Source organism: Spirillospora sp. NPDC048824 (assembly GCF_043198455.1).
Taxonomy (GTDB): Bacteria; Actinomycetota; Actinomycetes; order Streptosporangiales; family Streptosporangiaceae; genus Spirillospora.
The window spans coordinates 66,910-85,416 of sequence record NZ_JBICUS010000024.1 but is presented as its reverse complement, the minus strand read 5'-3'; the positions used below and the strand labels follow the sequence as shown (position 1 = coordinate 85,416).

Below are 18,507 nucleotides of genomic sequence, written 5' to 3'. Positions count from 1 at the left end.
CTCATGGCTTCGAATCCCCCCGAATTCGATGGATGATCTTCCCTGTCGATCATCTACCCACCAAGATCATTCCCACGCTTGGAGAGATACCCCCGACCCTGCCAGGGCGGGACCGTCAGGGGGAGGGCAGGACGATCACGCCGAGGTCGGCGGCCGTTTCGTGGAGGGCGGCCTGGACGGCGGCCTGGACGGCGGCGGTGAGGTGGTTGTCGTAGGAGGTGCTGGTCAGGGGGCGGGGGACGGCGTGTTCGAAGATGTCCTCCACCAGGATGTGCGCCCGGCGGACGGTGGATCTTTGCCGTGTTCCTCGTAGGCTCGGGTCCAGGTCGGGCGCGGGTGCTGCAGCGTCCGGTAGAGCGCGTACTCCAGGACGGTGCGCAGGCTCGCGGCGGGACGGAGGCGTGGCCGAGGGTGCCGCGCCAGCGCCGGTGGAACGCCTGGACGGCCTCGATGACCGCGTCCGTCACCTGCGCGCTTCTGTTGAGCGGGTGGCCGGAGTGGCCCTTGACGTGCTCCAGCCGCAGTCCGGGCCGCCCGACGACCTGCCGGGCCAGCCGGACCAGCGTCGGCGCCGCCCCGGACCGCCGGGGCCGCAGGTCGTAGCTGTCCGGCATCAGGCCGGTGTCGCCGTGCCGCCACGCCCGCAGGTACCGCAGCGCGGACAGGCTGTCGACGAGCAGCACCAGGTCCCGGCCGTCCTCGACGCGGTCGAGCAGCAGGGCCACGGCCCGCAGCTCGCTGACCAGCACCCTGCGGGGCCCGGTCGGGTCCTGCGGGCCGAACGTCCAGCCGCGCATGCCCCACCGGCCGTCGCTGACGACGTAGCCGGTCCCGCAGGTGCCCTGCTTCCAGCTCGCGTCCGTCGCGGCGACGAGCGCGCCCGGGAACGCGGACCAGCCGGGCACCCGCCCCTGCGCCGGCGCCCTGCGGCCGCGCACCGCGGGCGTCGGCGCCTGCGGGCAGGTCCGGGGGTGCCGCCCGCCGCCGATGTAGTGCTCGGCCTCGGTGACGAGCATCTCCGCGATCGCGTCGTCGCCGTGCCGGACGGCGGCGAAGCACAGCCGCAGCAGCCTCCGCGCGACGCCGCAGCAGCCGCACCAGGCGGCCCGTGTGGCGCATGCGCGCATCCGCTGGGTGCGGTCGGCGAGGCCGGGCGGCATGCGGCTCTGGGCGTCATCGAACTCTTGCAGCGGCATCGTCGGGACGAGCATGGGGATCAACTCCGCTGATCTCGGGGGAAGCGGATCGGCTGTACACAGCAACCACATATCTATCTGTGAATATAATCAACCGAATGAGAAGCGTTCACAACGGCTTCGGCGTGAAACGACTGTGATGGCGGCGTGAACGAGATCAACCGCCGCAATGGCCGTGGTAGGCGCTAAGGTGGAGATCATCGAGGCTGTCCGCTGATGGGAGTGCCGGTGCCGCACGACGCGACGGTGACCGCGGCCGATATCGCGCGGCTGGCCGCGGTCGGCCGGGCCGCGGTGAGCAACTGGCGCCGCCGCCACGACGACTTCCCCCAGCCGGTCGGCGGCACGGCCGTCAGCCCGACGTTCTCCCTCGCCGACGTCGAAGACTGGCTCCGCGGCCAGGGCAAACTCGCCGACTCACCCGTCCGCGAACGCGTCTGGCAGACCCTCCGCGCCGCCGCGTACGGCGACGTCGAACTCGCCGACGTCCTCACCTTCGCCGGCGCCTTCCTCCTCTACCTGCGCGCCGACCCCGGCCACTGGCGGGGCCTCGCGCCCGCCCCGGACGAGAAGATCGCCGCCGCCCTCCCCGGCGCCGTCCGCGCCCACACCGACCTGATGCCGGACGGCCCGCCCCCCGACGCCGTCCCCCTCGTCCGCGCCCTCTCCCAGCTCGTGGACGAACTCGGCGTCGCCGAGACCTTCGAGTTCCTCCGCACCCGCTACCTGGAGCACCACAGCCGCCGCGTCTACCTCACCCCGGAGCCGGTCGTCCGGCTGATGCTCGGCCTCGGCGGCCCCGCCCGCACCGTCCTCGACCCCGCCTGCGGCACCGGCGCGTACCTCGGCATGGCGAACGACCTCTTCAAGGACGTCGAAGAGCTCCTCGGCCAGGAGATCGACGACACGACCGCCCGCATGTCCGCGATCCAGCTCGCGCTGCACGGCGCCCCCGCCGAGATCCACCCGGGCGACTCCCTCCTCGCCGACGCCTTCCCCGGCCGGACGGTCGACCTGGTCGCCACCAACCCGCCGTTCAACGACCGCGGCTGGGGCTACGAGGAGCTGACCGGCGACCCCCGCTGGGAGTACGGCCTCCCGCCCCGCATGGAATCGGAACTGGCGTGGCTCCAGCACGGCCTCGCGCACGTCAGACCCGGCGGAACGGTCGTGATCCTCATGCCCCCCGCCGTCGCGAACCGCCGCTCCGGGCGCCGCGTCCGCTCGGAACTGCTCCGCCGCGGGGCGCTCCGGGCCGTCATCGGCCTCCCCTCCGGCGCGGTGCCGAACATGGCGGTCGCGCTCGCCGTGTGGGTCCTCCGCCGACCGTCCCCGGGCGACACCCCCGCGGACGACGTCCTGATGGTCGACACCTCGGCCGACTCCGAGACCTTCCCGAAGGTCGCCTTGGACGCCTGGCGCCGCTACACCAAGGGCAAGGGCGATGGAACGGACGCAAGCGTCGTCGTACGCATCATCGACCTGCTGGACGACGAGGTAGACCTCACCCCCGCCCGCTACCTCCCACAGCGGAGCGCCCCCGCATCGAAGGGCTCGTTCACCGCCGCACAGGACCTCCTCCTGACCAAGACCGCCGAACTGCGGGAAACGACCGCCGAACTATCTGCCCTCACCCAGGCCGAGGCGCGCGACGACGTCCCGATGACGACGATCGGTGAACTGGCCAAGGCGGGCGTGCTCCAGATACTCCGTCCCCCTCCCAGGGTGAGGATCGGCGAAGGAGACGTCCCCGTCCTGACCCTCGAAGACGTCGCCCTGGGCGGCGCACCCGCGGGGACGGCCGCACCGGACGCCGACCACGTGCCGACGACCGCCGGCGACATCGTCGTCTCCCTCGCCGCCCGCCACCCCGCCGCCCGCGTCATGACCGGGGACGGCCCCGTCCTCGGCCCCGGCCTGGCCCTGATCCGGGTCGAACCGGCCCGCGCCGACCCCGATTTCGTCGCGGGCTGGCTGCTGCTCGGCGCGCAGGGCGCCCGCCTCCGCAGCTCCACCTCGTCCGCCCGCTTCGACGTCCGCCGGGCCCGCCTGCCCCGCCTCACGCTGGAGGAGCAGACCGAACTGGGCCGGGCGTTCCGGCGGCTCACCGACCTGGAGTCCGCCCTCCGCGAAACCTACGAACTGGGCGCGGACGTCCTGCGCCTCGGCCTCGAAGGACTGGGCGCCGGCACCCTGCGCCCCTCCGATTGAAGCCGCCCCTCCGGTTGAAGCCGCTTCTCCGATTGACGCCGCCCCACCACCGCCGTCCGGACGCTAGTACGCTGCGGGCACGGCCCTGAGGAGGTGGGTGGTGCGGCGGGGCGATCTCCTCGGGGAACGCGAACGGTACGAACTCGATCAGGCGATCGGGCGATCGGGCGCGGCGGAATGGGCGAGGTGTGGCGCGCCTACGACCGCTTCCTCGACCGGCGCCTCGCGGTCAAGTTCACCCGCGTATCGGACGAGTCACTCGTCGGTCGCTTCGAGCAGGAGGCCCGCAGCACGGCCTGGTTCGAGCACCCCGGAGTCCCGACCGTCTACGACTTCGGAAGCCACGACGGCTGCTTCTACCTGGTGATGCAGTACGTCGAGGGCATGGCGGTCGACCACGTCCTGGACGCCGAGGAGAGACTGTCCATCTCGTGGGCCGCGCTCATAGCCGCCCAGGTATGCGCCGTGCTGCACGTCGCACACCGCCGCCCCTTGGTGCACAGGGACTCAAACCCAGCAACCTGATGGTCTGCCCAGACGGTTCGGTCAAAGTCCTCGATCTCGGCGCCGCCGTGGGGCTCGGCCCAGGCGACGTACGGCGAACGACGACCGGGCTTGGCGCGCCCTACACGCCGGGCTACACCGCCATGGAGCAGGTGTACGGCACCCCCAGCCCGGGTCCACGACCTGCCGGATGGCCTTCCACACCACCGAACGCTGCGCCTTCCCCAACGGAACCCCGCGCCCGGCCCGCGTGCACGCCAAGTAGTCCCGCTCGCTCTCCAGCGCCTGCGCGAGGACGATCTGCTCCCATTCCCGGCTCAGGAAGGCAGGCGAGAACGGTGTCCCCTCGGCGGCGTCCTCCCACAGCGGTTCGAGTACTTCCGTGCCTGCGATACCGGGCTTGCGATGCCGCCCGACGATCCCGGAGGTGATGGCGTCGACGGTCTGGACGTTGATCCGCGCCCGGACCGCCTCGTCCTCGACGAGCAGCGCGAGCTGCTTCTCGAGCGCCTGAGAGAGGTTCTTGGTGAATGTGGTCAGCAGGACGCGGGCGTCCCACATGGCCAGGAACTTCGCCCGGTGCAGCGCCGTGACGGTCTTTCCCGTTCCGGCGCCGCCCGTCACCTGCGCAGGGCCGCTGTAAGAGGGACGCAGCGCGACCCGCCTCTGACGCGGGTGAAGGAAGATCCGCCACGTGTCGAACGGATGGGCGAGGATGTCGCGCAGTTCCTCCGGTCCGCTGACGAACGCGACCTCGCCGGGTGTCCGCCGCATCGCCGCCACCAGGTCGTCCGGGTCGACCGCCGCCGGCTTCTCCTCGGCCGGCAGGCACTGGGCGACCTCGTCCCACGCTTGCTGCACGTTCATGCCCTGCGCCAGCGCCACCAGCGCGATGTACTGGGGCTCAGGGAGCAGTCTTTCCATCGCCTGCAGATGCGACTCGCCGGTCGGCAGCCGGACGAGGGGGATGAGGTCCGCGTCGACGCCGAGCTTGACGAGGTCCTTGTCGGGGACCTGCCCGAACAGCCGGGAGACCGTCTTCTCGGCCATCTTCTCCAGGGCGGGCGACATCTGGTCCAGCGCGCCCTGGTCACGCACCTCCAGCACACCGAGCGCCTGTTGACCGTGAACCGCCTGCTCCTCGCCCACTCGATCGCGTCGTCGTGGGGCTGGACGGCGAGCAGGCAGTAGACGTCGCCCTGCTCGGGTGCCAGCACCACCCCGCGCCAGAAGTGGTCGATCCGGATGGTCCTGATCCGCGGATCCTGGGAATTGTGGATCTTCTCAAGGTGCAGGGCGGCGTGTGCTGGGCGAACTTCGCGACCGCGGCCTCGACGCCCTTGCGTACCTTCGGCTCGAGCCGGGCGTACTGCGGCATGAACGAGTTCGCGACGGCCAGCTGAGCCACTCCGTGCCCTTTCTCCCCACCCTGACGTTCTGTCAGGCCACACCCTAGGAGGGCGACATGACGGAAGATGATTGAACTGTGGCGTAATCGCCGCCGGGGCTGTCCGCCTTCGGACGGGCGGGGAGACGCTCAGCGCACCAGGCGTGACAGATATGCCTGTGTCTCCGCGTCGACGGAGTAGATCAGCGTCCCGACCATGCCGCGGGTGAGCAGCACCTTGTAGGTGTTGCGGATCAGCTGCGCGGCCTCCGCGTCCGTCACGGTCTTCGGCCGCAGCGCCGGGTCGCGGCTGGCCTCACGTCTGGCGACCAGCCTGCCGTCCCGGAAGACCAGGTCGGGGCCGAGGATGACCCCGTTCCAGTCGTACTCGAACCCCTGCGCGGTGTAGACGCAGCCCACCTGCCCGAATCCGCCCGGGTTCGTGGCCCACAACTCGCTCGGCGGGGCGTCGCCGACCGCACGGTCACCCTTGACGTTCCACGGCCGCGCCCAATCGCCGACCACCACGTCGGGGACGAGTGACTGTTCCCATCCTCCGGCGTCCTTGCGCGGGTTGCTCCACGGCCAGCAGAATCCGGCGGTCATCCGGGCTGTGCGCCCGCGTTCGTGCTGGGCGCCCAGGAGAGCCTCCATCTCCTGGGGGGACTCGGCGAGTGACACCTGGAAGTCGTCGTCTCCCGTCCACGGTTCGGCCGGCTGCTCGTGGAGACCGAGCAGCCGCAGCACCCATTCCTCGTACTTGCGGCTCCCACCGCACCGGAACTGCTCGTCCAGCGAGACGTGCTGGACGTTCAGCCCCTTGCCCTCGGCGTGGTCGCGGATCTCCTCCAGCGTCCCCATCTCCCCGGGCCGGACGTTCTGGCGGCCGTCGAGCAGGAACACCGGGACCCGGGCGGCGTCGATCAGTTCGTCGACCTGGGGGCGGCCGGTGCGCAGCCTGGCGGCCGTGTACCGGTTCGCCGACACCTCGCGGATGCGGTGCGCCTCGTCGCAGATCAGGACGTCGAGCCCGTTCCGCTCGGCCTCCATGAAGTTGTTGAAGTACTTGAACATCGCCTTCGTCCGCGGGGAGCCCTTGGCGACGTGCCGGCGCATCGTCTGCGTGAACGACTTGGAACCGGTGGCGTGCAGCACCGAGAGCCCGCGGCCGGACAGCGTGCCGAGCAGCGACAGCGCGATCACGCTCTTGCCGCTTCCCGGCCCACCGGTGATCACCACGACGGTCTTCAGGTCCTCCTTGCGGGCCTTGTCGACCGCGTGCAGGACGAGTTCGTACGCCAGGCGCTGCTCGTCCAGCAGATCGAACTGGTCGCGGTCACGGATCTCCTTGGCCGCGTGCGCCAGAAGCTGCTTCGACGGCCGCACCTCGCTGTTCAGGAACCTGTCGGCCGCCACGTGCCCGGCTGCCGGCGCGAAACGGTCGCGCAGGTAGTCGACGAACGCCCCCCGCGTCGACTGCGTGAACAGCCGCGTCCGGTCGTCCTCGACGGCGTCATAGAGATCGGCGACATCGCCGCGGGCCGCGTTGTGCAGGTATGCCACGGCATGCAGTGCATCGGGCTTCTTCGCCAGTTCGACGAGGAAGCCGTAGATGTAGTCGGTGTATCCCTTGGCCTGGAGGGCCGGATGGAGTTTCGGTGTCCCCGTCATGTTGTGGACCAGCACGCGGCTCGGGTCCTCGTCCCACACTTCGGCGCGGCTCCACTGTTTGAGTTCGACGACCACGTACGCGTCACCGCCGGTGCGGCGGTCGACGCCGGCGAGCACAACGTCCGCGCGTTTGCTGGTCAAGGGCAGCTTGTACTCGATGAGCATCTCCACCCGGCCCAGCCCCGCATCGACGAGGTCCTGGGCGACGACAGGGAGGCTCCGCTCCCAGGACCGCTTCTCGGAGGCCGAGACGGTGATGCCGTCCCTCATCCTCAGTTGCTCGGCGAGACGCTGCGCGAACGTCCGCTCCGCGGGCGACAGCAGCGACTCGGCGGTGAGACGGAGAACCGTCACGGGATCTTCCCCCAGGCAGCACGAATGACTCGTGCGGTATGGGGGCGTGTCTCGCGTCCGCGCCGAGGCGCGTCGGCGGAAGCCCGTCGGGCCGCAACTCCTTACGGCGAAAGGCTATCGGCGATCCCTGACATTTCTCATCCGGTCATGGGAGGTGCCTTACGCGCCGACCCTCGGTAGGTGGCGGGGTCGTAGCGCCGCCCGCTCGCGTCGAGCTTGTCGTGCGCGGCCCGCACCAGGTCGACGCCGAGGACGTCGGCGAGCCGCGTGAGGTAGATGGCGACGTCGCCAAGCTCTGCCCTGATCCGGTCGGCGGCCTCGGCGTCCGCCATCACCGCCGCCGACTCGTCAGGGGTGAGCCACTGCAGTTCGGCGAGCAGTTCGCCGACCTCACCGGCCAGGGCCATCGCGAGGTTCTTGGGCGTGTGGAACTGTTCCCAGTCGCGTTCCGCCGCGAACTCCCGCAACCGCTCGACGAGACTCCCGTTGTCGTGCATGCCCGCCAGGCTAGACGTCCTCGTCCGGCGGGGCCGCGGGCCACTCCAGCGTGCGCGCGGACAGGAGCAGCTCGGCGACGACCAGGTCGATGCCCGCGAGCTCGGGTGCCAGCCGCCAGCGGCAGCCACCACTTGCTCATCGACCGCTCGGCGGTCATCGCCCCTTCGTCGCCGCGCGCCGCCAGCCGCGCCGCCACGGGCCCGAACCGGCCGACTTCAGCGTGCGGATCCCGGCCCTCGCCGAGGATGGTGTCCAGGACGTCCCCGAAGACGTTTCGCGCGGCGTCCGCCAGTGGACGTCGCCGAACGCGGCGGGGAGCACGGCCGACGCCGGCGCGGTCGACCACAGCTCCGAACGACGCGCCGGTCCATCCCGGGGCCATCCGAGTCGAGCGCGACCGTGCCGAGGCCCGTCCTGACGAGCAGCGGGACTACGCGTTCCGCGGGCAGCATCGCGGCCGGCAACGCGCCGAGCGCCGCCCGGGCGCGGTCAGAAGGCGCTGCTCGGAGGGCCCGGCGATGTAGGGGGCCGCACCGGAGTCCTGAAGCTCGTCGGCGAGGTCCACGATCGTCCAGAGACGCTCCATCCGCTCGTCGATCCTGTTCCCCGTCACGGGAAGCAGGACGGGCCGCCGCCACGGCACGGTCACCGGGTACACGCCCGCCGGCAGCCCTTCGATCTCCACCGCGTCCCGCAACAGCAGATGCCCGCCCTCATCGGACACCCCGGTGGCCAAATGCCTGGGCCGCACGAACACCAGACCTGATGGTGGAAGCGTGAGAACTCCCATGATCACGGACAGAAGGTCATCCTCGTTACGGCGTCACGCTGCGTAGCAGAGCCCGATCCGGGCACTCAGGGACGATCACCCCAGACAGGCGACCTTGAAATGGCCCTGGATGGGCTGGCTGGGATCACCGGGAGCAGGAGCAGGCGCAGGCGCTGACGATGCTGATCGAGGAGCGGGCCACTCAGGACGGGTGGAATGCTGCTCGGTTGACTCCACTGCTCGCTGGCCTTGCTGAGATCCTTCCTTGGGTCCGGCAGTGGCATGGCAAGGTTGACCCGGCATTCGGCCAGAGCCCGGCCGATGCCTACGCCATGTACATGCAGGACAAGCAACGCGAGTACGGGATCTCGGACGACGACCTCAAGAACTGGCGTCCGGATCCGCCCAGACGCGGTCGCCGGAAGCAGGACTCTTGACCCTCACCCGCGTACGCGTCCCGCCCCCGGTGCGGAGGCAATTCGCTGGCGGTACGCCGTGCCTAGCTCCCCTTGATGGCTACTGCCTACTGCCGGATCATGCCCACGGCCGAGCGCTTTGTGGGCGCTGATTGACGGCCCGCCAAAGCTAAAGGGAGACCACTACGGATTGAATCTGGTTCGGTAGGGTCTTGGACGGCGGGGGCTATGGGTGCGAGCTGGTCAGCTCCATGCGGCTAGGAACGTCCAATCAACTCGGCCGGATTGAGTTGAGAAGAGCGGCCCATTGTGTGCGCGTGAGTTCGAGTATCGGGCCTTTGCCATGCACCGTTGAGTCCCGGACGCCGATTGTCCCCACTGACGACTTGCCTGCCTCCACGCAAGATCCGCCTGCCTCGGTGTAGCTAGAGACGCGCCAGCTCGTGAACTTCTTCATCATCCGTCTAATCCAGCCTCACGGGTTAGTTGTTCGGCAGCCTCAGCTAGACACGTGAGGCTCTCCTCCGAGGATAGGACAGCCTTGCCGAGAAGTTGATAGATCTTTGTGTGTTGCTTGACCTCGCCGGATTCCGCGTATACCAGATCGGCGCTGGGGGTTTCGACCACGGCGATCGGAGGATCTGCCGAGTCGGGGAACGTATAGAGGAAGAACGCTGACCTGGGGATTGACACGCCTTCGATACGTGCGTCCACCGGCAGCACCCTAACGTTGAGGCGTGGTTCGGAGGTCATGAGGTTGACCACGTGGTGGACCTGAGCCGCCATGATGCCTACCGGCACGTTGATCCTTCGGACGACTACCTCGTCCAAGATGACGTCGAAGGTCGGCCCGTCCGGGCACAGCACCGACTGTTGCCGACGCTGCCGAGCCTCCGTCATCCGCTTGGGGCTGAAGCTGAGTGGGCCCTCGACGCGCTTGACTTTGACCAGTGCATCGCTGAACTCCGGAGTCTGAAGGAGTCCGGGAATCGAGGTGTCATTGTACTCGCGAATGGTGTCGGCTCCAGACTCGAGGTCCGCGTAGAGACGCTGGCGTGCCCCCATGGCGTCGCCATACGAGTCCCACCAGCCCTTCGCGGCGGCAGCAGAGGCGAGCCGAACGATCTGCGACCACTGGTCATCCGGGACTTCGAGTGCATCGAGGATCTTGACGACATCCCCGACGTCGGGGCGGCCGTAGGCGTTCTCCAGCCGGGTGATCTTCGTGCGTGAGTAGTGAATGCGCTTGGCGAGTTCGTCCGCCAGCATCCCGCGCTCCTCACGCAGTTCGCGGAGTACTGCCGCGAGGCGCTGACGTCGTACGAACGGACTGACCATGTCGAACCTCCGAGGGGAGTGGAGCGTGACCATCTAACTACCCTATGTACAGGACGGTCAGGTTCCCCCGCGGGAAAATGAACAGGTGGTCAGGTCGAACACGGCCACAGTTTTCTATTGAACGCGCCCGTATGCGTTCGGACAATCGACCTCACTCGTCTCACTCGCCGAACACGCGCGCCAGCTCGTTCAGCACAGACCTCCCCGATCTCGTCGTCCACGCCACCCCTCCGGACCAGCCGGCCAACCCGCCCGCTCGGGTGCCCAGCGCCCCAGACGCAGGTAGCTACACTCCGGCCTGCTTACCTGTGGCGTGGGGTTGCTACCGGCGCGGGAGAGCACACGCCGCATGTCGGTGTGGGCATCGATGGTTCCTTGGCCGGTGAGCGCAGTCGCAAGCCGACGAGAGGCACCGAACACCCGTGGTCGCCAGACCTGCCCTCACCACCGCGTCCAACAGATCACGCTGGTACCCGCCTGCTGGAAATCTGACGCCGCGCGAACACACCCGCCGTACTCGGCCGTTCCACCCCGATTGCTTGTACTCTGCTCACATGTCGCGGAGTTCGCCTTGCCGGGCTGCAATCCATTCTCTAGCAAAGTCGGCGGAGTCTTTGATGAACTCCTCCAAGCCTCCCTCATCAAGATTCGCCTCGTGCAGCAAGGTATCTAGAATCGCTGCCTCAGCTCCGATCGCGGTCTCAGCGTCCGGCGGAACATAGGACTCAGCGGCAGGGTTCCCAAGCGCCTCGAGAATCAACTGCTCGGCCACACGAGGATGGATAGGGCTCACGTCTCGTCCGTAACCGATGCGCATGTCCGCGACGAAGCGGATCACATCAGGGGCTGAGTAGGTCGGCGAAAACTTCCGCCACACCGCAACTCTGAACGCTCCATACAGCATCACGGTGTAGGCGATCGCTTCCTTTTCGGTCTCCGCAACCTGGAACGGTTCCCAGGCATTGGGCTCTCCCTTAAGGAGTGAGCGAAGCGCGGCAGTGTGCTCGCCCCTCACCTCAACGCCCGTGCAGTCGACTACTGTGTAAGCCATCGGTCTGCCAGCGCCCGCGTCTCAGTCAGAAAAGCATCAAGCTCATCAGCGTCGAGGTGCTCGTCCGAGATTATCGCGCCCAACAGGAAGATCTCGGTTCCGATGACGGTGTCGTTGTCGATGTCGTCGATTTCCCCTCGGTCGAGTGCTGCATTAATAATGCGTTCCGCAATGTGTGGGTCAAGTATCTTGGCCGTGTCCTCGTTGACCTGTCGAACTGCGGCGACGAAGTCGATCACTTCGCTATCAGGTACGTATTTTCCGTTTCGGATGAAGCGACGCTCTGCGGCCACGAGGAAGCCTGCACCGATAAGCATTGCGTAGCTGGTGTTGGCCTGCTCAGAATCAAGCTGTTCAAGCATGCGGAGATGGTCCTCGGTGCGGCCCTCAAGCTGGGCGCGCAGAGTTTCCACCTCTTCATCGGTTATCGTCATGACGCCTTTCTCTGACCTCGCTCACCTTATTCCTGCCTGCAGTAACGGCCAACTGGCCCGCCTTGTAGATGAGAATTGAACCGATGGTTATTCCAATCGCGCCGCTTCCGAGTTTCGGAGGCTGATATGGCGAATGGATGTTTGGGATATCGCGTCCGGTGTTTGTCGTCAAGGGGCCTGGAGGTCGCTCGCCAAGGAACTTGCCAAGTCCGTTCCCCATCTTCTTGCCGACGTCGGACATGTCATTGGCTTGCCGCGCGGTTCTCCGGCGTAGCCGATCGCGTCGCCGTGTTGTGTCGGGGTCGGGCTCTAGGTAATCGCGTTGCTCGGGATCGTCCTCCGGTGGAATGAGTTCGCCGCGTCCGGGGGTTCCGTCACGGGTGAGTTCGGGAAGATTGCGGTATTGGTTTGGTTCGTCTTCCGTGGTGGCCGGGGTCCCCGGTCGGCCTTCGGTATTCCTATCACGGCGCTCGATCTGGTTGCCGGGCATCTGCTCGTTGAATTGGATGACCGGGGACGCCCACCGTGTGACGCCTTCCTCCGCTGCCGGTGGCCAGGCGACCCGGACACCCGGTTCGTCCCGCGGCTCCGGTTCTTCGGCGGGCTGCGGCGGCTCGGTGCGGCCGTCCTGTTGTTCAGCGGGAGCGGGCTCGTTCTGCGGGGTGTGGTCGTGACCGGTCGCTTCGTCCTCGGCCTGGGGGCTCTGTTCGTTGCTGGCCTCCCCGCGGGCCTCGTTCCCGTCGTCGCCGGGCGTTTGGCCGTCCTGCTGGGGGAGTGGCTGGTGGTCCCGGCCTTGAGGGGCCTGGGCCTCCGCTTCGAGGTCGTCGGGTCGGTCGTCTTGTCCCGCTGATTCCGGGCCGGCCTCGCCTGTTTCCTGGCGGGGAGGCTCTTCGCCGGGTCCGTCCGGCTGTCCAGTCTCGCCAGACTCCGGCTCGGTCTCGCCGGTCGTCGCCCGCTCTTCGGCGGCCTGCGGCTCGGCCGATGCGCCCGGCCTCTCGTCGGCGGGCCCGTCGGATGAGGGCTCGGCCTTGTCGTCCTGGAGTTCTCCGCGCGGTTCTCTGCCCGTCTCCGGAGCAAGCTCGCCGGTGTCGCCTGTGTAAGGCTGCTCGCCGCGTTCGTCCGGCCGTCCCTGTCCGGTCTCGGGTTGGGGGCGGTCGCTCTGCCGCTCGCGCTCGCCGCCCCCGGCCTCGGCGTCGCGTTCGGTCTCGCCGCTGCCCGACGTCCTCTCCGGGGCCTTCGGCTCGGCCTGGGCGTCCTGCCGGTCGTCGGCGGGTTCGGCGGGTTCGGCGGAGGAAGGCTCGCCCTTGTCCTTCTCGCGTTCGTCGGGCTGCTCGGTGCTGTTCTCCTGCGTGTCGGTCTGCTGGGGCGCGGTCTCGGCGCGGCGGGCCTCCTGGGCTTCGCGGGCGGCGCGGAGGCTTTCCAGGCGGGACGGCTGGCCGGGCGACCCGGGCCGGTCGGGTGGCGGCGCCGGCGGGCGGTCCTCGGCCGGTGGTTTCTCGACGTTCTCCGCGCGGGTGTCGGTCCCGCCGGGCCGGTCGATGCCCACGCTCTGGTCCTCTCCGCCGGGGGAACGGAACTCCGTCATCCGCTATGAATCTGACAGCGGACTTATCGCCCTTTTCGCTACATGTTGGACATGCATCCGAGGGGCGTGCGGGGTCGACCTCCGGAGGCGCCACCGCCCATGTAATCGCGAACGTTCCGGATATGCACGTTCACGACTCGGACGGTCACACCCCGCTCATTCGAGTCAGCGGCAGGGGGTGGCAGAAAGTGAGTCGTCCGCGCGAAAACGCGGACTGCGTGCGACGGTTTGCGTGCGGACGCACTGATATCCAGTGAATACGGCGACCACCGTCGCTGTGGCATCGGCCGCCTACTTCCCCTTCCCCGGACGAGTCAGATGGGCGCAGACGCAGGCGGCGGCCATGCGGTCGAACGCGTGTCACTCGGTTTAAGCCGACGATGACGAGATCACGATCGCGGGCCGCCGTACTACGAAGACGCGATCAAGATCGCGTCGGAGTTCGTCGAGGTCGTATGGCGGGAGTGCGCGGAACGATGTCGCTCCTCACCGGTCGGCCAGACCAGCTCCGACCGGCTCTGCCGGCGCGGCCGACGTTGAGACCTCGTCGCCCGGTGCAGTGATCCCGACGTTCAGCCCGTGAATGTCCGAACCGTGCACGCTCCGCTCGACCTTCATGCCGTGCGCTGCGAGATCTGATGAACGGGCGCCCGCGCCAGGAGCGCGAGCCGCGCGAGTAGGGCATCTCGGATGACGCATGGCCTTAGAGCTCATAACAGAATGGTTGGCGGTCGAACTCGTGCCAGAGGGTGGTGGCGGCGCGGGGGAGCGGCGAGCGTATCCAGGTGGCGCCCATCGCCGGAGTGCTTCCGCGCAGCGCCGGACGGTAAGGGCCGTCCGGCCTTGACCCGGATCAGGTAGCCTCCGCGTCTCCAGGCAGGTAGTCGGCCCGTCCCTCGTCGTCGAGGTCGAACGGGCCTTTGGGGATGACGCAGAACTCGTTTCCCTCGGGATCGGCCATGACGAGGAAACCTCCAGGGGCGTACTCGGTCAGCCGCCGTCCGCCCAGGGCCTCCACTCTGGCCTGTTCGGCTGCCGGGTCCTCCGATGCCAGATCCAGGTGTAGTCGGTTCTTCCCGGTCTTGGAGTGGCTGGCACGCTGGAAACCCACGCCCAACCCGTCCCTGCGTTCTAGCCAGACGTACGGTCCGGAACGCGCGACTACCGGGCGGTCGAGCAGCTCGCTCCAGAAGGCCGCCAGCCGATCCGGGTCCGCGGAGTCGACGATCACGCAGTTGATCTCCATGGCCACAACCTGCCACCAGGAAGAGATTCGAACAACCTTCGCGGGGTCAGTGGTCGAGGCGTCGCCAGCAGATGGTGGCTGCGGCCAGGGTCAGCGCCGTGGGGCGGAGCAGCCGGCGCAGGCGTCGCCGGGGGGGCTTGACCCATCAAATGAACGGTCATTTAATTCCTTCATGGGACGTATCGCGGGCGTCACCGCGGCGGAGACGCGGGAGCGGCTGCTGCGCGCCGCGGCCGACGCGTTCGCGGAGCACGGCTACGACGGGACGCGTGTCGCCGACATCGCCCGGGCCGCCGCGGTGAGCAACGGTGCGCTCTACGCCCACTTCGGCTCCAAGGCGGAGCTGCTGGTGGCGGCTTTGCGGGTGCACGGGCGGCGGATGCTCGACGAGTTGTTCGCCGCCGAGCCCGACCGTCCGGTCACCGAGTTGCTGCTCACCGCAGGGCGGTGGCTTCCCCGGCACCGCGACCCCACCGGTCACCTGATCGTGGAGGCGCTCGTCGCCGCCCGCCGCGACGAGGACGTCGCCCGGCCCATGCGCGACTACGTGGGCGAACGCGGCGACTGGCTCACCGGGCTGGTCCGCGGCGCGCAGGCCGGGAACGAGTTCGACGCCGCCGTTTCACCGAACGCGCTCGCCCACCTGTGCCTCCTGCTGGGGATGGGCAGCGCGCTCGTCACGCCGGACATGCACGTGGTCGGGGACGAGGAGTGGTCCGCGCTCCTCACCCGCATCGCGGCCGCTCTCGCGCCGCCCGCCACCACGGCACAGACGGGAGGAACCCAGTGAAGGTACAGATCGACTCCGAGCGCTGCCAGGGACATGGCCGCTGCTACGACCTGGCCCCCGACCTGTTCGGCGAGGACGACGAGGGCTACGGGACGGTCCTCGGCGACGGCGCCGTGGCACCGGACGACGAAGCGGGCGTCCGCCGGGCGGTCGCCAACTGCCCCGAACGGGCGATCGACGTCCGCAAGGAAGGGTGACATGACCGCCGACGACCGCTTCGACAGGGGCTTCGAGGAGATGCGGGAGAGCCGCCCCACCGGCACCCGCAACGAGATCATCACCGGCCCCGTCGCGGACTGGACGACCGACTTCTCCCATCTCGAACCAGAATGGGCGGCCGACCCGTATCCGATCCAGGACGACCTGCGGCAGCGCTGCCCGTTCGCCCGCACCGAGCGGTTCGGCGGCGGCTGGCTGCCCACGCGGCACGAGGACGTCGCGGCGATCGCCTACGACACCGAGCACTTCTCGTCTCGGTCGATCATCATGAGCAACTTCCGGCCGCCGCGGGAGATCGCGCCGGTGGGCGGGGTGCCGCCGATCTCGTCCGACCCGCCGTTCCACCGCGACGCGCGCAGGCTGCTGCTCCCGGCGTTCACCAAGTCCGCAGTCGGGAGGCTGGAGCCGGCGACCAGGGCGTTCTGCCACGCGCTCATCGACTCCTTCGAAGGCCGTGACGTCGTCGACGCCGCACACGAGTACGCCCAGCACATCCCGATGCGGGTCATCGCGGACATGCTCGGCTTTGCGCAGGAGGACGGGCCGCGGTTCCGCCGGTTCGTCGAGAACGCGCTCGAAGGCGTCAACCTGCCGCCCGAGGAGCGCCTCGAGCGGATGGAGCAGCTGTTCGACTACCTGCACGTCCAGATCCGCGACCACGTCGAGAACCCGCGCGACGACCTCACCACCTACCTCATCGACGCCGAGATCTACGGCCGCAAGCTCGAACCGTCCCATGTCGCGGGGACGATGGCGCTGCTGCTCATCGCGGGCATCGACACCACGTGGAGCGCGATCGGCGCCTCCCTGTGGCACCTGGCGAAGACACCGGCCGACCGCGAGCGACTCGTCGCGGACCCTGGCCTGGTGCCGACCGCGATGGAGGAATTCCTTCGCGCCTACGCGCCGGTCACGATGGCGCGGCTCGTCAAAGACGACATGCACTGGCGCGGCGTGGACATGAAGGCCGACGACTGGGTGCTGCTGTCGTTCCCGTCCGCCAACCGCGACCCGGCGCAGTTCGACCGGGCGGACGAGGTCGTGATCGACCGGGAGGTCAACCGGCACTCCGCGTTCGGCCTCGGCATCCACCGCTGCGTCGGCTCCCACCTGGCCCGCATGGAACTCCGCGTCGCCCTCGACGTGTGGCTCCAACGGATCCCGGCCTTCACCCTGGACGACCCGTCCGCGGTGACGTGGTCCGCGGGACAGGTCCGCGGGCCGCGCACCCTCCCCGTCCGCATCACCTGAACGTTCGGATCCCGCACGCTCAGGCCGGTCGAGGTTCGGCCCGTGGGTGTGCGAATCAGCGGCCTGACTAGGTGTTTAGCGTGTGCGTGCCGGTTCGTGCTGTGACGATGAACACGCACGATGACGAACCGGCTACCACGCGCTGAGGAACCCTCATGTCGTACCCGATACCTCTCCCGTCCGCCCCCGCGAGCGCGCAGCGCTGGCGCCGCGCCTTCCCCGGCGAACTCGACCAGGCCCGCGCCGCCCGCCGCTTCACCGCCGCCCTCCTCGCCGGCCGCCCCGAGCTGGACGAGGTGCTCCTGACCGTGGACGAACTCGTGGTGAACGCGCTGCGGCACACCAAGTCCGGCCAGCCCGGCGGCACCTTCACCGTCGAGATCGCCCACTGGGACGGCGCGGTCACCGTCGCCGTCACCGACGAGGGCGCCCCCTCCGAACCCGCCGTCAGCGACGCGGCCGACGACGCCGAATCCGGCCGGGGCCTGCGCACCGTGTCGCTGCTGGCGTCCGGCTGGGGCTGGTTCGGCAACGACCGGTCCCGCACCGTGGCCGCGCTCTTCTCCGCGCCCCTGAGCGAGGCGGCGTGAGCGGCCGCGACCTGCGCGAATGGACCGTCGCCCAGGTCCGCTCCGCCATGACCGCCGCCATGCGCACCGACCCGAACGCCCTCGACGCGCTCGCCGAGAAGAACGCCGCCGCCCTCGACCCCTACAGCTCGTCGTTCCTGCGGACGGGACGGATGCTGACGCTGGCGACGTCCGCCGCGCTCACCACCGTCCTGACCGCCCACCGGTACGGACGCGACCGCTACGACCGCCTCGTCTGCCTGGCCTGCGGCATCGACCGCTGCCGGACGGTCCGGTGCATCTCCGACGTCCTGACTGCCTACGCCCTCCAGGTGGAACCGGTCGACCGCCCCGAAGCCTGGCGCCGCGCCGACGCCTGGTACACCCGCACCGCCGGCCACCCCGTCCTTCTGTCCATCGAGCCCTTCGACGAGGGCTTCATCGCCCGCCCCGGAACCCCGCCGCCCGAGGCCCCCGACAACGTCCTCATCATCGACCGCAACACCGGCACCCTGACCCTCTGGCCCGCCTACGACCCCGACACTCTCGCGCCGCAGTACCGCACCTACAAACGCGGCGAACTCTGACCACCTGACAGCGCCCGCTTACCCGCCACGGCCACCTATGCTGACCTGCGCGGCCGGTCGCATCCCCATCCCAGGGGTGGATCTCCCACGCCGGTGTACCGGACGACCTGCAGCTGGAGAACGCGCGGGCGCTCGCTCCGGGTGTTGATGGAGGGACGAGGCGTTCCTTACAGACCCCGCCGTCCACCGAGGACGACGAGTGGGGGAGCTCCGGCTGGACGGTTGAGGAACTGAACGCCGCGCTAGGTACCCCGCATGGTGATCTGAAGCGGCGGAATCTCGTCTCCGACCTGCTGGTCACGCGTTTCGCTGCCTATCGGCAGGCCGTCAGCGGCGACGCCGACGCCATCATCCCTCCTGCACGGATACGTTGCGACGGTGGTCAGGCTCCTCTACGTCGACGGCTACCAGGTCCTCGCCGTCACCGACGG

At 68.9% G+C, this 18,507-nt stretch carries 19 protein-coding genes and 1 pseudogene; 9 read left to right on the top strand and 11 right to left on the bottom strand.

Annotated elements, in window-relative coordinates:
• Nucleotides 1–53: 53 nt before the first annotated feature.
• The gene (locus ACGFIS_RS33445; RefSeq protein WP_392973609.1) at nt 54–1,211 is read right to left on the bottom strand and encodes a hypothetical protein; all 1,158 of its coding nucleotides are present in this window, start codon (nt 1,209–1,211) and stop codon (nt 54–56) included.
• A gap of 201 nt (nt 1,212–1,412) precedes the next feature.
• Between ACGFIS_RS33445 and ACGFIS_RS33440 the strand changes: the two genes are divergently transcribed.
• The gene (locus ACGFIS_RS33440) at nt 1,413–3,407 is read left to right on the top strand and encodes an N-6 DNA methylase (protein ID WP_392973607.1); all 1,995 of its coding nucleotides are present in this window, start codon (nt 1,413–1,415) and stop codon (nt 3,405–3,407) included.
• Between the two features lie 93 nt (nt 3,408–3,500).
• The gene (locus ACGFIS_RS33435; RefSeq protein ID WP_392973605.1) at nt 3,501–3,932 is read left to right on the top strand and encodes a protein kinase; all 432 of its coding nucleotides are present in this window, start codon (nt 3,501–3,503) and stop codon (nt 3,930–3,932) included.
• A 21-nt stretch (nt 3,933–3,953) separates the two neighbouring features.
• Here ACGFIS_RS33435 and ACGFIS_RS33430 read toward each other — a convergent pair whose 3' ends face one another.
• Nucleotides 3,954–5,018, bottom strand: a complete 1,065-nt coding sequence (locus tag ACGFIS_RS33430; RefSeq protein ID WP_392973603.1) for a UvrD-helicase domain-containing protein — start codon at nt 5,016–5,018, stop codon at nt 3,954–3,956.
• Nucleotides 5,019–5,074: 56 nt separating this feature from the next.
• Here ACGFIS_RS33430 and ACGFIS_RS33425 point away from each other — a divergent pair, with 56 nt between their 5' ends.
• Entirely contained in the window at nt 5,075–5,314 is a 240-nt protein-coding gene (locus ACGFIS_RS33425; protein WP_392973601.1) for a hypothetical protein, read from the top strand.
• A 134-nt stretch (nt 5,315–5,448) separates the two neighbouring features.
• Here the strand turns inward: ACGFIS_RS33425 and ACGFIS_RS33420 are convergent, their stop codons facing one another.
• From ACGFIS_RS33420 to ACGFIS_RS33410, 3 genes are all read right to left on the bottom strand, one after another.
• The gene (locus ACGFIS_RS33420) at nt 5,449–7,323 is read right to left on the bottom strand and encodes a DNA/RNA helicase domain-containing protein (protein ID WP_392973599.1); all 1,875 of its coding nucleotides are present in this window, start codon (nt 7,321–7,323) and stop codon (nt 5,449–5,451) included.
• 137 nt (nt 7,324–7,460) lie between these two features.
• Nucleotides 7,461–7,820 carry a nucleotide pyrophosphohydrolase gene (locus ACGFIS_RS33415; protein ID WP_392973597.1) on the bottom strand — a complete coding sequence of 120 codons (360 nt, stop codon included), beginning with the start codon at nt 7,818–7,820 and terminating at the stop codon, nt 7,461–7,463.
• Between the two features lie 431 nt (nt 7,821–8,251).
• Nucleotides 8,252–8,578 carry a hypothetical protein gene (locus tag ACGFIS_RS33410; RefSeq protein WP_392973595.1) on the bottom strand — a complete coding sequence of 109 codons (327 nt, stop codon included), beginning with the start codon at nt 8,576–8,578 and terminating at the stop codon, nt 8,252–8,254.
• Between the two features lie 152 nt (nt 8,579–8,730).
• On the opposite strand from ACGFIS_RS33410, the pseudogene ACGFIS_RS33405 reads away from it, so the two are divergent.
• Nucleotides 8,731–9,027 (top strand): annotated as a pseudogene (locus tag ACGFIS_RS33405) (DUF7008 domain-containing protein); the annotation flags it as partial.
• A 250-nt stretch (nt 9,028–9,277) separates the two neighbouring features.
• Here the strand turns inward: ACGFIS_RS33405 and ACGFIS_RS33400 are convergent.
• The 6 genes from ACGFIS_RS33400 to ACGFIS_RS33375 form a co-directional block, all read right to left on the bottom strand.
• Entirely contained in the window at nt 9,278–9,463 is a 186-nt protein-coding gene (locus ACGFIS_RS33400) for a DUF397 domain-containing protein (RefSeq protein ID WP_392973611.1), read from the bottom strand.
• Entirely contained in the window at nt 9,463–10,377 is a 915-nt protein-coding gene (locus ACGFIS_RS33395) for a helix-turn-helix domain-containing protein (RefSeq protein ID WP_392973593.1), read from the bottom strand. The genes ACGFIS_RS33400 and ACGFIS_RS33395 overlap by 1 nt, the downstream gene beginning before the upstream one ends.
• A gap of 517 nt (nt 10,378–10,894) precedes the next feature.
• Entirely contained in the window at nt 10,895–11,395 is a 501-nt protein-coding gene (locus ACGFIS_RS33390) for a hypothetical protein (protein ID WP_392973591.1), read from the bottom strand.
• The gene (locus tag ACGFIS_RS33385) at nt 11,380–11,829 is read right to left on the bottom strand and encodes a hypothetical protein (protein ID WP_392973589.1); all 450 of its coding nucleotides are present in this window, start codon (nt 11,827–11,829) and stop codon (nt 11,380–11,382) included. The genes ACGFIS_RS33390 and ACGFIS_RS33385 overlap by 16 nt, the downstream gene beginning before the upstream one ends.
• Nucleotides 11,813–13,375 carry a hypothetical protein gene (locus ACGFIS_RS33380; protein ID WP_392973587.1) on the bottom strand — a complete coding sequence of 521 codons (1,563 nt, stop codon included), beginning with the start codon at nt 13,373–13,375 and terminating at the stop codon, nt 11,813–11,815. The genes ACGFIS_RS33385 and ACGFIS_RS33380 overlap by 17 nt, the downstream gene beginning before the upstream one ends.
• 892 nt (nt 13,376–14,267) lie before the next feature.
• On the bottom strand, nt 14,268–14,660 hold the full coding sequence (locus tag ACGFIS_RS33375) for a VOC family protein (protein ID WP_392973585.1): 393 nt from the start codon (nt 14,658–14,660) through the stop codon (nt 14,268–14,270).
• A 172-nt stretch (nt 14,661–14,832) separates the two neighbouring features.
• On the opposite strand from ACGFIS_RS33375, the gene ACGFIS_RS33370 reads away from it, so the two are divergent.
• From ACGFIS_RS33370 to ACGFIS_RS33350, 5 genes are all read left to right on the top strand, one after another.
• On the top strand, nt 14,833–15,450 hold the full coding sequence (locus ACGFIS_RS33370) for a TetR/AcrR family transcriptional regulator (RefSeq protein ID WP_392973583.1): 618 nt from the start codon (nt 14,833–14,835) through the stop codon (nt 15,448–15,450).
• Nucleotides 15,447–15,647 carry a ferredoxin gene (locus tag ACGFIS_RS33365; protein WP_392973581.1) on the top strand — a complete coding sequence of 67 codons (201 nt, stop codon included), beginning with the start codon at nt 15,447–15,449 and terminating at the stop codon, nt 15,645–15,647. Before ACGFIS_RS33370 ends, ACGFIS_RS33365 begins: the two co-directional genes overlap by 4 nt.
• Nucleotide 15,648: 1 nt before the next feature.
• Entirely contained in the window at nt 15,649–16,920 is a 1,272-nt protein-coding gene (locus ACGFIS_RS33360) for a cytochrome P450 (protein ID WP_392973579.1), read from the top strand.
• Between the two features lie 155 nt (nt 16,921–17,075).
• Entirely contained in the window at nt 17,076–17,510 is a 435-nt protein-coding gene (locus tag ACGFIS_RS33355) for an ATP-binding protein (RefSeq protein ID WP_392897901.1), read from the top strand.
• Complete coding sequence (locus ACGFIS_RS33350; RefSeq protein WP_392973577.1) at nt 17,507–18,076, top strand: hypothetical protein; 570 nt, start codon at nt 17,507–17,509, stop codon at nt 18,074–18,076. The genes ACGFIS_RS33355 and ACGFIS_RS33350 overlap by 4 nt, the downstream gene beginning before the upstream one ends.
• Nucleotides 18,077–18,507: the final 431 nt, after the last annotated feature.